The sequence below is a fragment of the Leucobacter salsicius M1-8 genome, from assembly GCF_000350525.1.
Taxonomy (GTDB): domain Bacteria; phylum Actinomycetota; class Actinomycetes; order Actinomycetales; family Microbacteriaceae; genus Leucobacter; species Leucobacter salsicius.
On record NZ_AOCN01000022.1, the window covers coordinates 480,866 to 495,691 of the forward strand.

The 14,826-nt window shown below is 64.4% G+C and carries 14 protein-coding genes and 2 pseudogenes; 14 read left to right on the top strand and 2 right to left on the bottom strand.

What is annotated here, in order from left to right:
- Positions 1–179: 179 nt before the first annotated feature.
- Positions 180–1,586 (top strand): annotated as a pseudogene (locus tag C795_RS17585) (DUF222 domain-containing protein); the annotation flags it as partial.
- A 378-nt stretch (positions 1,587–1,964) separates the two neighbouring features.
- Here the strand turns inward: C795_RS17585 and C795_RS17590 are convergent.
- Entirely contained in the window at positions 1,965–2,972 is a 1,008-nt protein-coding gene (locus C795_RS17590) for a sugar-binding transcriptional regulator (RefSeq protein ID WP_017793872.1), read from the bottom strand.
- Positions 2,973–3,094: 122 nt separating this feature from the next.
- On the opposite strand from C795_RS17590, the gene C795_RS0111305 reads away from it, so the two are divergent.
- The 12 genes and pseudogenes from C795_RS0111305 to C795_RS0111360 all read left to right on the top strand — a co-directional run bounded on the left by C795_RS0111305 (position 3,095) and on the right by C795_RS0111360 (position 12,075).
- Entirely contained in the window at positions 3,095–4,819 is a 1,725-nt protein-coding gene (locus C795_RS0111305; protein ID WP_408605770.1) for a glycerol-3-phosphate dehydrogenase/oxidase, read from the top strand.
- A 5-nt stretch (positions 4,820–4,824) separates the two neighbouring features.
- A complete protein-coding gene (locus C795_RS0111310; RefSeq protein WP_017793874.1) occupies positions 4,825–5,586 on the top strand; it encodes an MIP/aquaporin family protein in 762 nt (253 codons plus the stop codon).
- A 91-nt stretch (positions 5,587–5,677) separates the two neighbouring features.
- On the top strand, positions 5,678–7,189 hold the full coding sequence (gene glpK, locus C795_RS0111315; protein ID WP_017793875.1) for a glycerol kinase GlpK: 1,512 nt from the start codon (positions 5,678–5,680) through the stop codon (positions 7,187–7,189).
- 50 nt (positions 7,190–7,239) lie between these two features.
- A pseudogene (locus C795_RS15900) lies at positions 7,240–7,500 on the top strand (DUF4031 domain-containing protein); the annotation flags it as partial.
- A 150-nt stretch (positions 7,501–7,650) separates the two neighbouring features.
- Positions 7,651–8,457: an aspartate dehydrogenase domain-containing protein gene (locus tag C795_RS0111325; protein ID WP_017793877.1), complete on the top strand. Its 807-nt coding sequence runs from the start codon at positions 7,651–7,653 to the stop codon at positions 8,455–8,457.
- A gap of 52 nt (positions 8,458–8,509) precedes the next feature.
- Positions 8,510–9,370 carry a cytochrome c oxidase assembly protein gene (locus tag C795_RS15905; RefSeq protein ID WP_051053805.1) on the top strand — a complete coding sequence of 287 codons (861 nt, stop codon included), beginning with the start codon at positions 8,510–8,512 and terminating at the stop codon, positions 9,368–9,370.
- Between the two features lie 2 nt (positions 9,371–9,372).
- Complete coding sequence (locus C795_RS0111335) at positions 9,373–9,825, top strand: hypothetical protein (RefSeq protein WP_033349543.1); 453 nt, start codon at positions 9,373–9,375, stop codon at positions 9,823–9,825.
- 54 nt (positions 9,826–9,879) lie between these two features.
- The gene (locus C795_RS0111340; protein WP_017793880.1) at positions 9,880–10,266 is read left to right on the top strand and encodes a hypothetical protein; all 387 of its coding nucleotides are present in this window, start codon (positions 9,880–9,882) and stop codon (positions 10,264–10,266) included.
- 114 nt (positions 10,267–10,380) lie between these two features.
- Complete coding sequence (locus C795_RS15910) at positions 10,381–10,617, top strand: hypothetical protein (RefSeq protein ID WP_017793881.1); 237 nt, start codon at positions 10,381–10,383, stop codon at positions 10,615–10,617.
- Positions 10,618–10,651: 34 nt separating this feature from the next.
- The gene (locus C795_RS0111350) at positions 10,652–11,191 is read left to right on the top strand and encodes a GNAT family N-acetyltransferase (protein ID WP_017793882.1); all 540 of its coding nucleotides are present in this window, start codon (positions 10,652–10,654) and stop codon (positions 11,189–11,191) included.
- 49 nt (positions 11,192–11,240) lie between these two features.
- Positions 11,241–11,630 (top strand): DUF1304 domain-containing protein, encoded by a 390-nt coding sequence (locus tag C795_RS0111355; protein ID WP_017793883.1) that lies wholly within the window; start codon positions 11,241–11,243, stop codon positions 11,628–11,630.
- Positions 11,631–11,751: 121 nt separating this feature from the next.
- Entirely contained in the window at positions 11,752–12,075 is a 324-nt protein-coding gene (locus C795_RS0111360; RefSeq protein WP_017793884.1) for a hypothetical protein, read from the top strand.
- 438 nt (positions 12,076–12,513) lie between these two features.
- On the opposite strand, the gene C795_RS16660 is transcribed toward C795_RS0111360, so the two are convergent.
- Positions 12,514–13,011: a hypothetical protein gene (locus C795_RS16660; protein ID WP_051053793.1), complete on the bottom strand. Its 498-nt coding sequence runs from the start codon at positions 13,009–13,011 to the stop codon at positions 12,514–12,516.
- Positions 13,012–13,569: 558 nt separating this feature from the next.
- On the opposite strand from C795_RS16660, the gene C795_RS0111375 reads away from it, so the two are divergent.
- Positions 13,570–14,792 (top strand): IS3 family transposase gene (locus C795_RS0111375; protein ID WP_157487079.1). Its coding sequence is split into 2 segments (ribosomal slippage): positions 13,570–13,843 and positions 13,843–14,792, totalling 1,224 coding nucleotides; the frame shifts between segments, so codons are not numbered across the junction.
- The last annotated feature ends 34 nt before the right edge of the window (positions 14,793–14,826 follow it).

A 14,826-nucleotide genomic window follows, 5' to 3' on the forward strand; every position in this document is an offset into this window, starting at 1 on the left:
TGCAGGCCCTGCTGGTGTTGGCCGCGGGTGCGGTGTCGGATCGGTGTCTCGGGGTGCCGTCGGAGTCGCTTTCGGGTCGTCGCGGCTGCCGTGACGGGGCCGAGTTGCTGCAGCGGGTGTCGTTGCTGCCGGGGTCGGTGGTGCGGCAGCGGGTGTCGTTTGCTGATCTGACGCGGCCGATGCCGGGCTTTTCGGCGGGAGAGATTCCGCCCCGGTATCCGGCGATCGCGCAAGCGTTTTATGCGGGGGATCTGCCGTGGGAGTCGGCGCTGTTGCTGACGAAGTCGTTGGGGTCGGTGCCGGGCTGGGTGGACCCGGAACGGGTCGCGGTCGCGGAACGCTGCCTCGTGAATCAGGCAGCGGGGTATCCCGAGGGGTGCGGGCTCGATGCGGATGGTGCGGCGGTGCTGGACCCTGGTGCGGATAACGCTGGTGATGGTTCTGATGCCTGCAGTCCGGTGGCGGGTGCTGCCAGCGTGCCGCTCGACACGGACACACTGCGGCAGGTGTGCGCGTTCTGGTGTACATCGCTCGATCAGGACGGACCGGAGCCCGATGACGAGGGACAACTGGCCCGCAGATTCTTTCGGCTCGGGCGGGTACGCAATGGGTTGGTGCCGGTGCGTGGGGCGTTGCTGCCTGAGGTTGCGGCGCTACTCGGAAACCTCGTGACGGGTGTGAATTCCCCGAAGACGTCGACGAACCTGACGGGTCCTGACGCAGACACGGTCGAGCAGGCTGGTGGCAGAGCGGTGGATGAGTCGACTGGCGGTGTTCGGCTCCCTCAGGTTGCCGGCGAAGCCGAGGCTGGTATTGGCGATGCTGACACGGAAAGTGTCATCGCAGGCGGTTTTGTCGACGCAGACGCAGATGGAGTCGATGCTGACGACGGGTTCGGGAGCGCTGGCCTCACCGATGCCGCGCTCACTTCCGCTTCCGCAGGTGCTGCAGGTGCCGCAGGTGCGCCGGGTGTGCGCCGGTCGGGGTCCGGAGTGCGGTTCGTGGAGGGTGACGACCCCGAACCGGTACTCGTGCCGGTGGCAGGGGACGCCAGGTCGTCGGGGCAGAAGATGCATGATGCGCTGATGGTGATCGCGCAGATCGCCGGACGGGCGGCTGATATGCCGATGCTCGGTGGCGCGCCGGTGACGGTGTTGATCCAGACGACCCAGGCAGACCTCGCGGCGGGCCTGGTCCGCGAGGTCGCCGAGCTCGGATCATTAGCTGGCGCTGAGCCTGGAGCTTGCACAAGCACAAGCACCGACCCTGACGCCGGGCAGGCGGGAGTTGCGTGGCTCCACGGACACGACGGGATCCCCGTACCGGTGACTGCTGCGACCGTGCGCCACAGCGTTTGTGCCGGAGCGACCCAGAAAGTCCTCATCGACAACGACGGCCGCATCCTCGGGATATCGAGCCCCACCCGCATCTTCACACCGCATCAGCGGCGCGCGATCGCGGCCCGCGACGGCGGCTGCATCATCCCGGGGTGCACGGTGCCGGCGACATGGTGCGAGGTACACCACGTGACACCATGGGCAGAAGGTGGCCCGACGACCACCGACAACGGGGTGCTGTTGTGTTGGTGGCATCACCGCAGTATCGAGGTCAGTGGCTGGCATGTTCGCATGGTGCGGGGCAAGCCCGAGGTGTTAGCGCCGAGGTGGGTGGATCCTGAGCTGGAGTGGCGGCCGGCGCGGCCGCTGTGGGGGCCGCGATGGCGCGCACCTCCGGGAAACCGGTGCCGGGTACGCCAGGTACGCCAGGTACGCCGGGTACGCCGGGTACGCCGAGCAAGCCGAGCAAGCCGAGCAAACCAAGGAAGCCCAGTAAGCCAAGCGAGCCGAGTGCTCCGCTGTGGGGACCAGAAGTGTCTCTGGCGCGGCAGCGATAGTGCACAAAACCTCCCGGGGCAGAACTCTGCCCCGGGAGGTGTTTTGCTGCCGTACAGTTCCGCGCGAGAGTTACCGACCGCTACCCGTGTGCCAGGAGTACACGGAGCGTGCGAGGGCCTCGTCGACTACGAGTTCAGTAATCAGGCCGGCAGCGAGTGCGCCGCGCAGACTGTCACGCTTCGAGGTACTCGAAACAACGCACAAGCGGTGAGGGATCTCTCGAATCGCGTCGAGCGAAGGCCCGCTTGAGCGGGCATTCAGGTCGATACCGTCATCGCTGCCGTCGGCGCGGTAAAAGACGGTGGCGCAGTCTCCGACGATGCCGTATTGCTTCACCGCGGCCTTGTCCGCCTTGTCGAGATAGCCTCCCGAGTACACATGCGATGGAAGCTCGGCCCTGGGCGATCCCAGCCCAAACATGAACAGTCCGGCTCGTGCCTGCCGCTCACGCACAGCCTGCACACTGCGCTCGCGCCACATCGCAAGCTTGGTGTTGGGGTCATCAAACAGCGCGGGCACCGGAAACTCATGCACCGACATTTGAAAAGCCGAGGCGAACCTGCCGAGGAGCTCACCAGCGTAGGAGACACCGGTGGTGCGCAGGTTCACTGCGCCATTCATCTGCACGACGTGCGAGTCATGCGTGGGCTTCGCAGGAAGGTGGCTCGCCACCGCAGACAGAGTTGAACCCCAGGCAACCCCTACCGTGAGCTGCGATCGAACCGCCTGCGCGAGCACCCCGGCCGCAGCGTGGGCGGTACGGTCTAGCCGTTCCAGTTCTGTTGCCCGGGCAGGAGCGCGCACGACGTGCGCGGTGACGCCGAGCGTATTGGCAAACCACGTCTCAAGCTCGTTCTGCGCGGCCTCGGGGGAGTGAATCGTAATCTCAACGAGGCCGGTCTCGCGTGCAAACGACAGCAGCCGAGACACCGACGAACGCGACACCCTCAGCTCCTGGGCGATCGTTTCCATGGTGAGGTCCTGTTGGTAGTACAGGCGCGCGGCGCTGAGCGCTTGCTCAGCGCGGGGTGCGCGAAGTGCACGGGCTGCACGTGGCGCGCGTGAATGCGGTGACATCTGGCCTCCGAGGTCTCGAGCAAGTAGCAAAACTGCACATATGTGCATCTAGTTTGCACCCTTGACCAGTTGAGTCTCAAGCTTGAGGCGTGCAACAACAGTCAAATAATTCGGGGGAGACCGTGTCGCAAGAAGAGACGCCCAGCGCAGCTAGCCGTATTGCGGGGCTCACGAGCCGTCCCAACGCGCGCGTTTTGGTGATTGGCGCTGGCATTAACGGCATCGCGACCTTCCGCGACCTCGCACTCCAGGGCGTTGACGTCGCACTCGTAGAACGCGGCGACTACGTCTCGGGAGCTTCGTCAGCCTCGAGCCACATGGTGCACGGCGGTATTCGCTACCTCGAGAACGGCGAGTTCCGGCTCGTCAAGGAATCGGTGACCGAGCGCAACGGTCTGTTGCGTATCGCTCCTCACTACGTGAAGCCGCTTGAGACCACGATTCCGATTTACAAGACATTCTCGGGAATCCTGTCGGCACCGTTCCGGCTGCTCATCACGCACGGTCGCGGTAAGCCGAACGAACGCGGCGCATTCCTGATCAAAATCGGGCTCATGATGTACGACACCTTCTCGCGCGACGGCGGCCACGTGCCCAAGCACCGGTTCCTCGGCAAGAAGCGTTCGCTAGCCGAGCTGCCCGATATCAACCCGAGCCTGAAGTACACGGCCACCTACTACGACGCCTCGATGCACGACCCCGAGCGCCTCGCGCTCGACGTGCTGTGGGACGGCATCGAAACGGGCAGCCATGCTCGGGCCGCAAACTACGTCTCGGCCGTCGGTCATTCTGCAAACGGCGTGCGCCTGCGCGACGAGCTCACGGGCAACGAATTCGACTTCGCCGCTGACCTCGTGGTCAACACGAGCGGCCCCTGGACCGATCTCACGAACGAGGCTCTCGGCCAGGAGACTCAGTTCATGGGCGGCACCAAGGGCTCGCACGTCGTGCTCGACCACCCCGAGCTGCTCGCGGCCACCCGCGGCCGTGAGATCTTCTTCGAGCACTCCGACGGCCGCATCGTACTGATCTACCCGCTCAAGGACCGCGTGCTCGTGGGCACCACCGACATCAACGCCGACCCGCGCGAGGCGAGCGTCTGCACCGACGACGAGGTGGACTACTTCTTTGATCTCGTGGGCCACGTGTTCCCCCAGATCGAGATCAAGCGCGAGGACATCGTCTACTCGTTCTCGGGCATTCGCCCGTTGCCGAAGCACGACGACACAGCCCCCGGCTTCGTGTCGCGCGACTACCGCATCGTCGAGGGCAAGATGGGTTCAACCCCCACGCTCAGCCTCGTGGGTGGCAAGTGGACGACGTTCCGCGCCCTCGCGGAGCATCTCTCCACCGAGGTCATGAATCGCATCGGCGGCAAGCGCACGGTCGACACTGCCGATCTGGCGATCGGCGGCGGCCGTGATTTCCCGGCATCCGACGACGCCAAACGCCTCTGGATCACCTCGCATGGTGACGGCCGCGATCAGGCCCTCGTCGAGACGCTACTTGAGCGCTACGGCACCCGCGCGGCGACGCTGCTGGCGGAGCTGCCCGAGCAGCTGACCGAGCTCGCCCACGCCCCGGGCTACTACGCCGAGGAGCTCGCCTACCTCGCGCGCACCGAGCAGATCGTTCACCTGGACGATCTCCTCAAACGTCGCACCTCGATCGCGTTCCGCGGCCACCTCACGAGCGAGCTCCTGGAAGAGCTCGCCGCGGTGCTCGCCACCGAACTCGGTTGGAGCGACGAAACACGCGCTGACGAGATCGCGCGCGCGATCCGGACCCTGCGCGATGCTCATCGCATCGAGCTTGGCGCGACCGGCCTTACGCCGCAGCTCGGCTGAGCCTCATGACCGAAGTTCATCTCGGGCTCTACTTCGTCTCGGAGTTTGTAGGCACCGCGCTCCTCGTCCTGCTCGGATGCGGCGTCGTCGCGAACGTTGCTCTAGCCAAGACGAAGGGCAACGCCGGCGGCGTCGCCATGGTCACGTGGGGGTGGGGGTTCGCGGTCTTCGCGGGCGTCCTCGCTTCGGCGTACTCCGGCGGCATCGTCAACCCGGCCGTCGCGCTCGGGTTGCTCATCTCGGGCAAAATTTCGGGCGTCATGTTTGGCGTCGCAATCGTCGCTGAAGTACTCGGCGCCATCGTCGGGGCGACCCTGTGCTGGCTGACCTACCGCAATCACTTCGCAGAAGAGCCGGATCCCGCCGCCAAACTGGGCGTCTTTGCGACAGGGCCGGCGATCCGGAACTACCCAGCAAACCTGGTGACCGAGATCATTGGCACCTTCGTGCTCATGTTCGTGATTTTTGCGTTCGCAGATTTTGGCGACATCCAAGTGGGTGTGCCGGGGGGCCTTGGCCCCATGATGGCGATGCCCGTCGCGTTTCTCGTCGTGGGCATCGGGATGTCTCTGGGTGGCCCGACCGGCTACGCGATCAACCCTGCCCGTGACCTGGGCCCGCGGATTGCTCATGCGATCTTGCCCATCAAGGGCAAGGGTCCGAGTGACTGGAGCTATGCCTGGGTGCCGGTCGTGGGACCCTTCGTGGGCGCCGGGCTCGCGGCACTCTCGGCCCCACTACTGCTCGACTTGGCTCAGGCCGTCTAATCTGGGGCTACCGCACCTCGCGCGCACAGATCCTTGCACACTCTCACCGTTTCTCGACCTCACCAGACACCTCACCTGAAGGAGCAGCACAGTGGCTGAATACATCATTGCCATCGACCAGGGCACCACTTCGTCGCGCGCGATGATCTTTGACCACGGCGGCAACATCATTTCCGTCGGGCAGAAAGAGCACGAGCAGATCATGCCCCAGGCTGGCTGGGTCGAGCACGATGCGGTCGAGATTTGGCAGAACGTGCAGGAGGTGATCGGCATCGCGCTCGGGCGCGCTGACCTGACCCGCCACGACATCGAGGCGATCGGCATCACGAACCAGCGCGAGACCGCGGTGGTCTGGGACCGTCGCACCGGTCGCCCGATCTACAACGCAATCGTGTGGCAAGACACGCGCACACAGCCGATCGTCGACCGGCTCGCGGCCGAGGGTGGCGTCGAGCGATTCAAAGCCATCGTCGGGCTGCCGCTCGCCACCTACTTCTCGGGCACGAAGGTCGCGTGGATCCTCGAGAATGTCGATGGCGCGCGCGAGGCTGCCGACGCCGGGCACCTGATGTTTGGTACGACCGACAGCTGGGTGATCTGGAACCTCACGGGCGGTGTCGAAGGCGGGGTGCACGTCACCGACGTTACGAACGCCTCGCGCACCATGTTCATGGACCTCGAGACGCTCGACTGGCGCGACGACATCCTCGAAGCCTTCGGCGTGCCCCGCTCGATGCTGCCCGAAATCAAGTCCTCGTCGGAGGTTTACGGGTACGCCGAGGACTCGTCGCTGCTGCGCGAAACCCCCATCTCGGGAGTGCTCGGTGACCAGCAGGCCGCGACGTTTGGTCAGGCCGCGTTCCGATCGGGCGAAAGCAAGAACACGTACGGCACCGGCTGCTTCCTAATCTTCAACACGGGCGAAGAGATCGTGCACTCGAAGAACGGGCTGCTCACGACCGTCGGGTTCAAGCTCGGCGACGGCCCCGCGCACTACGCGCTTGAGGGGTCGATCGCCGTCACCGGATCACTGATCCAGTGGCTGCGGGATCAGCTCGGCATCATCGAGAGCGCCCCCGAGGTCGAGAAGCTCGCGAGCTCGGTCGAGAACAACGGCGGCGTGTACTTCGTGCCCGCGTTCTCGGGACTCTTCGCGCCCTACTGGCGCCCCGATGCGCGCGGTGCCATCGTGGGACTCACGCGCTACGCCAACCGCGGCCATATCGCGCGGGCAGCACTCGAGGCCGTCGCGTTTCAGACGCGCGACGTGCTCGACGCTGTCAACGCCGACGCGGGTGTCGCACTCACCGAGCTCAAGGTCGACGGCGGCATGGTCGCCAACGATGCGCTGATGCAGTTCCAGGCCGACGTGCTGGGCGTGCCCGTCGTGCGCCCCGTCGTCGCTGAAACGACCGCGCTCGGCGCGGCCTACGCTGCCGGCCTCGCGGTCGGATTCTGGGACAGCCTCGACGGCCTGCGCGCCAATTGGCAGGAGCAGCAGCGCTGGGAGCCCGCGATGGCGGCCGAGGACCGCGACCGCGAGCTGCGACTGTGGCGCAAGGCCGTCACCAAGTCCATGGATTGGGTGGACGAGGACGTATAAACGAAGAGGGTTGAAGGTCACGCCAAGGCTCGCGTCGTAGGCTTGTCGTCATGACCGTGCTCATTGACACCCCGCTGTGGCCCGCCCACGGCAGGCTCTGGGCTCACCTCGTGAGCGATCACTCGCTCAGCGAGCTGCACGACTTTGCGTCTGCAAACGGCATTCCGAGGCGCGGTTTCGACCTTGATCACTACGACGTGCCCGCAGACATGCACGACCGTCTGATCGCTGCGGGGGCCGAGTACGTGAGCGGCGGCGAGCTCGTGCGTCGGCTCATTGGATCGGGCCTGCGCGTGCGCGCACGCGACCGGGCTGCATCTGTTAAGGCCGTGTATATCGGGGCCATGCGCGAAGAGAAAACCGCAACCTCGTTCGTGCGAGTCTCGGTTGAGCAGACGACGGTCACGGTCACCGGGTAGCCCGATTGGGTGCTTCGCGGGCGGACTCTTAGGCTTGAACGCATGACTGCTTCTGGAATTCTTCGTGTTGCGGTGCTGGGCTACGGCGCGATCGGCGCCCGTGTGACGCAGGCCCTCGCTCAGAATGAAGTCCCCGGGGCGACATTGGTGGGCGCGATCGTGCGCGTGCCTGAGCGGGCCGCGAGCGATGGGATCCGGCCCTTGAGTCTCGAGGAGGCGCTCGCCGAGAGCGACCTGATCGTCGAGTGCGCGACGGGGGAGGCCCTCCGCGCAACTGGGCCGCGCATCATTGCGGCCGGGGTCTCGCTGCTGCCTGCCTCATTGGGCGCGCTGGCTGATCCGGATCTGCGGGCCCGGCTCGTCGAGCAGGGCCCGGGCCGCTGCTACCTGACCGCTGGCGCGATCGGCGGGCTCGACCTGCTGGGGGCCGCGGCCCGAAACCACGGCCTCGACACCGTCACGCTGACCTCGACGAAGCTCGCGCGCACGCTCGTGCAGCCGTGGATGAGCGCCAGCGAAGCCGGAAAGCTCCGCGAGACGCGGGCCGCGTTCACCCTGTTCGAAGGCAGCGTGCACGAGGCGATCGAACTGTTTCCGGCCTCCCTCAACGTCGGGGTCGCACTCGCGGCGGCGACCGGGCTCTGGGAGGGTGTGCGTGTGCGGCTGGTCGCCGATCCGGAAGCGCACCTGACTCACCATCGCATTCAGGCCTCGGGAACCTCGGGTGATTACGATTTCTCGATCGTGAACAAGCCGCTCATAGCCTCGCCCACCTCGAGCGGGGTCGTGTCGGCGGCACTGCTGCGCGGCGTCGAACAGATTGCGAGGCCCTCAGGTGCGTTTGTTTAGCGAGCCCTCCGGTTATTCGCCGACGTGGTTTCTGCCAGTGCCGCTGTGGGAGATGAACCCGGTCGCGTGGCTCATGCTCATCGCGCTGGGGCTGTACCTCGCGGGGGCCGTCAGCTTGTGGCGCCGTGGTCAACGCTGGAGCCCGGTCGCCACGCTTTCGTTTGTGACGGGCAGCCTGCTGGTGATTCTCGTGACCGGTACCCGGCTGACCGGCCTGGCTGAAGACCTCGTCTCGGTCCTGCTGTTTCAAGAACTCACGCTCATGGTGGTCGCGCCGCCGCTCCTGATGATCGGCATGCCGGGGCGCCTGCTGCTCACAGCGACCCCGAGGCTGGGCCTGGGCCGGGGGCTGCTCCGGATCGGGCTGAGTGGCTACCGCTCGCGCATTGCGCGCGTGCTGCTGCATCCGCTGGCCGCGCTGGTGATCGCGGCGGCGATGCTGCCGGGGCTCTACCTGACGGACTTCGTGAGCGTGGTGCTGGGTTGGCCCGGAGGCCACACGCTGCTGCTCGTCGCGTTCTTGGTGCTCGGCGTGATTGCGGGGGCTCCACTGTGGGCGCGTGACCCGCTGCCGCGCCGACCCTCGTTCGTGGTGCGCCTCGTCGAGGTGTTCGTTGAGATTCAGATCCACGCGGTGTTTGGGCTCGTGCTGCTGTTGAGCGTGCCGCCGATGTTTGCGGCGTACGCGGGGGAGCCCGTGACCGCGGGGATCAGCCGGGCGCTCGACCAGTCAGTGGGCGGAGCGCTCATGTGGACCTACGGTGAGTTGCCGCTCATCATCGCCCTCATCGTGACGCTATCGAAGTGGCGCCGGCGAGACCTGCGCACCGCACAGCACCGCGAGGCGGCGGACGACGCGGCGTTGGACGAGTACAACGCGTACCTCGCGGCGCAGCGGAGCGGAGGCGAGTAGCGGTGTCCGCAGCCCTGTTCCAGGCTGGGTACCGAAAGCAGCCCCGCACTGCCGCTCGGCGCATCGTATGGATGGTGGTGACTCTCGTGCCGTTCGGAGTGTTCGCGGGGTTCATGGTTACGGGGGCCGTTGCGAACTGGCTGTTACTGAGCCGCGACGTGCCGGCCCAAGCCGCGGGGACCGTGCCCACCCTGCTCGACACCTGGATGCTCACCGCGTACGGTGTCGTAGCGACGCTCGCCTGGGTGATCGTGCTGGTGTTGGGGGTGCGCCGCGTGCAAGAACAGAGAGCCCGTGAACGCTGCGCTCGTGCGCGGCGAGATCGTGATGATCTCGAGCGTACGGCTCGGTCGGCTCAGTTCGCTGCCAGGCGTGAACAGCGGGCCACGGAACAGGCCGCGTACGAGCGCCGAAAGGCGGCCCGGAGGGCGCGCCGCCGCAACCAGGAGCGGTAGCGTTTCCATACCGAGCGAGAAGCCTGTCGACCGGCTTGGCCCTACGATGGCTCCATGCCCCGCATTCGCGCCACCGACCTGATCGACGTCTTCGTCTACACGGTGGTGCTGGGCACCTTCACGCAGTTGTTTCCCCAGGTGATCAGCGAGTCGTTTCTCACATCGCTCATTACTGCCGTGCTCCTCAAGGTCGTGCTCGAGGTCGTCGTGCGGCTGAAAACCACGATCGTCACGCGATTCAAGAACGCAGACTCGATGCGGGTCAAGGTCGTCGCGGCGGTGTCACTGTCGCTCGTGGGCGGTGGCAGCAAAGCGCTCATCCTATGGCTCACGGACGTCATACTCGGCGACGCGGTCTACCTCGGAGGGTTCTTTGCGGTGACGCTGCTCGTCGTGACGCTTATGCTCGCGCGTGCTGGCGTGCGCCGCCTCGTTCGGTGAGCGGTTTTGTCAGCGTTGCGGAAGCACTCTTTTGAACAGGCCGAGGAGCTGCGCGCCGGCGCTCGGAGCTAACGTACGGGCAGCGGCTACGGCCAGATCGCTACCATAGACCGCATGGACGGCTTTCTCCCGGTGAGTACCTTTTGGTTCACGCTCGCCATCATCAACGCTGGTCTGGCTGAGCAGAAGGGCCGTTCCCGGCTGGTCTGGTTCCTCGGCAGCCTGTTTATCGGGCCGCTGGCGACGCTGCTGATCGTTGTCATGGCGCGTCCTGATCCCGACGCAGAAGCCACTGCGGAGGACTTACGCCGGTATCAGGCCGAGCGTGCGGCCAAGCGCAGCGGTAGCTGAACCCGGGGTGTTACTCGTTACTAGGATGATGGGCATGGAATCGACCCTCGAGTTCGGCGTTGCTACCGAATCAGACGTGCCCGCACTTGTCACGCTCATCGATTCGGCCTATCGCGGCGAGTCCAGCCGGGCCGGTTGGACGCACGAGGCCGATGTGATGGAGGGATCACGCACGAGCGAAGCTGAGATCCGAGGGATCGTGGCGGATCCCGACTCAACGATGCTGCTGGTGCGTGGCAACGCCCTTGATGGGCGCCTCTTGGCCTGTTGCCAGCTGCAGCGGCAAGGAGAACGTAGCTACTTCGGAACGTTCGCGGTCGACCCCACACGCCAGGGTGAGGGCGTGGGCGCCGCGGTACTCGACTACGCCGAGCGGCTTGCCCGTGACAGCTGGGGCAGCACCCACATGGTCATGACCGTCGTGCGACAGCGCGAGGAGCTCATTGCGTATTACGTTCGACGAGGATTTCGCGACACGGGCGAGCGCACGCCGTTTCCCTACGCGGACGAACGATTCGGGCGCCCGCTGCGGGACGACCTCGAATTCACCCACCTCGAAAAGCGCCTGTTCTGAGCGACGCAAGCCATAGCTTGCCGGCAGCGGTCGGCGTAGGCTATCCACCATGGTCATTATCGGACTGGTGATCGCTGGCCTCGCAGCCCTGCTCCACGTGTACATCTTCTACATGGAGTCCATTGTTTGGACGAGCCGCCGCGTTCGGGCCACGTTTGGTACGAGCGAGAACGAGGCCCTTGCCACGAAAGAGATGGCGTTCAATCAGGGCTTCTACAACCTGTTTCTCGCCATCGTGACCGGGGTTGGCATCATTCTCTACCTCGCAGGTCGGCCTGAGACCGGCCTTGCGCTGGTGTTCGCCGGCGCCGGATCAATGCTTGCCGCGGCCGTCGTGCTGGGAGTCTCGTCTCCCACAAAATGGGTCGCGGCGGTGACCCAGGGGGCACTTCCGCTTCTGAGTGTGGCCCTCATGGGCGTGGGAATCATACTGCGATAAAATCCCACCCAGGCCGCCTTGCGTGGCCAGTTTGTCTCCACGATGTGGCGTCTGTGTCAATGCCCTTTTGGATGCTCTTCTCCGGAATAGAATCAGCTCCATCGAGCAAAGGAGCATTGTCATGAATACGCACGATCTCTCCCATTCGAAAGGCCTTCCGCTCACCGCTTTGATCGTGGGCGCCGTAGCCCTGTTAGTCACCATCGTCTACGCGATCATCCCGGTGGGCACACCTGCCACGGTTGTGAGTGGCCTGCTCGGTGCGGTCGCGGTGGTCCTCGGTATCATTGCGCGTACCAGGCACTCTGCCGATGGGATCGCTATGGCAGCGGTCGTCGTTGGCGCGGTCGCGATCCTACTTGCGGTTGGAATTATTGCCGGCGTATTCGCTGGCATGAGCATGGGTGGTGGCGGCACCGGAGGCGGTGGCGGTTACACCTACTAGTTTGTCCCGTTCGTGCTAAGCCGGTGGCGGCACCAACGACAACGGGCCGTGGCTTCGAATAGCTACGGCCTTGTGTGGATCCCACGTGCCCGAGACGGGGGCTGGTCATGGACCTGCGCCTAGAATGCAAAAAGTCCCCAGTTTCCGTGGAGGGAGACTGGGGACTTCACAATAATGACACAGAACTCCCGGGGACGCGAATCCCGGCAGGCGCACGAAGCCCGTCCGTCGCTGAATCTGCAGAAATCATCGATGGGCGGCGAAGCGATCTTGCTGCGCTCCCATTCCCAGAAGCCACCGGTGAGTGCCTCGGCTCCTCATATGGGCATCTCATTGGCATCGGCATGAGCGAATGAAACGCGGAGTCTGTTGCTGGCAGAGTACTTTGGGGAGGCAAAAAGCCTGCTCTTCCCAATGAAACAAAGCTAAGAGCGGGGCCTAACTGACGTACGCGAGATGAGACTCGATGTTCCCGCTTTGGGAGGGTCGTGCATGTGTGGGCCGCACCGTGCTGGTGTGGCCCACACGGGGGTGGATAGACGGTAGTGTCGCGCAGCACCGCAGCACCGCAGCGGCCTTGAGAGCGACACCGACGGGGCCGAACTCTATACCGCCCTCCTGCACCGCCTTCACATTCGAGAAGTCCGGCAGCCAGGTCTTTGCCAGACGCTCCCTCGAGGTCAAGAAGCTGTGGAAACCGTCAAAGTTAGCACGGTAGGTGTACAGGCTCGCCTTGCCTGCTGTGATCTGGATGATCGGCGTGTTCGTGCCTGCCTTGTTGCACGGGTAGGCGAAGTAGATACCGCCGTACGTTTTACGGGTGATCGGGTTCCCGTGGGTACCAACGAGGCCTTCGATGGGCTCTCGCTGGTACCTGGACGAGTAGCGTACGATCGCACGCACTTTGGCGAGTGGCTTGGCGTTGCCAAGGATCACGGTCGGGGTGCCGTTGAGGAGAGCGAGGAAGTCATCGAGCAGGTCGAGTGTGCATTGTCGAGTCCATCAAAGCCGTGGGCGTCGACGGCGGTGTCGCCGTTGATGCTGGCGTCCTGGAACCTGGTGGATGTCGTCTTGGCCTTTGGGCCATGTTGAGTGCAACGCCACCGGACGCGGTGGGGTCGAGCTCCGCGAGGACGCGGCCGATCTGGAAGGTGCCACCGGAGCACAGCAAGGCCGGTGGTGAAATGCTCCGTCTCCACGTATGCAGGCGTGTACTCGGCGTAGCACTGATGGAACGACGCATCGAGCTGCGTCTTGAGTTGACGGTACCCGTAGGTCATCGTCGCGCCGCCGCCGGCGGGGGAATCTCCAGGCCAACGGTGAGTCACAAGACGTCCCTCCTGTTGGCGAACCGGGTCTGATGCACGTTTAGGTGACAGGGTGACCTGACCTACAGTTTGGTTTCCACTCGGGGTAGCTAGTTGATGGCCTTCATGAAAGGCTCACTGATTTGGCCTGGTTAAAGTTCCGATCTTTTACAAGGATAGGAACACCATGGCCAAGAAATACGAACCCGAGTTCCGTGAGCGCGCCCTCCGCATGCTCACCGAAGCTCTACCCGAACACGCAAGTCTTCATGCGGCGAGTAAACACATCGGCGGGCTCCTTGGAGTCTCGCCCGACACGCTTCGCGTCTGGCATCGCCAAACCCAGGTCGACGCTGGCGCGAAGCCCGGTGTCACCACCGATATGAATGAAGAGAACCGTCGGTTGCGCCGCGAGAATGCGGAGCTTCGGAAAGCGAATGAAGTTCTCAAAGCTGCGAGCATATTTTTCGCGCAGGAACTCGACCGGCCACGATCGAAATGATCCGATTCATCGATAAGTATCGTGATCGTTTCGGGGTCGAGTTCCTCTGCCGCACGCTACGTGCGGCAGTCCGTGGTTTCCTCACCTCACGCGGGTATCGGGCAGCGAGGAACCGGCTGCCTTCAGCTAGGCACCTCCGTGATGAGATCCTCATCCCGGAGATCACGCGCCTCCACCACAAGCATTACGGCGTGTATGGTCGCCGCAAAATGCATGCCCTATTGCGGCGTGAGGGCTGGGAAATTGGCCGTGACGCCTGCGAGCGGCTCATGAAGATCGCTGGAGTACGCGGCGTGCAACGCTCGAAACGGGCATTCACCACGAAGAGCGACCCGGCGGACCGGCTGCCAGGTGATCTCGTGAATCGGAACTTCACTGCGGCAGCACCGAAGCGGTTGTGGGTCGTCGACATCACCTATGTTGCGACGTGGTCTGGGTTCGCGTACGTATCGTTCGTGACCGACGTGTACTCGCGCAGAATCGTCGGCTGGAATGTCGCTTCAACACTCAAGGCCGAGGTATTGCCGTTGCAAGCGCTTGAGATGGCGGCCTGGCAGGCCGGTGGTGATCTCGAGGGGTTGGTGCATCACAGCGACCACGGCTCGAATTATATGTCGATGGTCTACACCAACCGGGTCGCAGAGCTCGGCGCGATCCCGTCAACCGGGACAGTCGGCGATAGCTACGACAATTCGATGGCTGAAGCAGTGAACGCGCTCTACAAAGCCGAATTGATCAGGCAGCAGGGGCCTTGGAAAACGGTCGAGCAGGTCGAGCTTGCGACGTTGGAATATGTGTGGTGGTGGAACAACGAACGCCTTCACGGGGAGCTTGATATGCGTACCCCTGCAGAGGTTGAAGCGGCGTACTACGCTGTCACTGAACCGTTGCCCGCACTGACGATGTAACGGACAACCATGTCGGAACTTTAGTCAGGCCAAA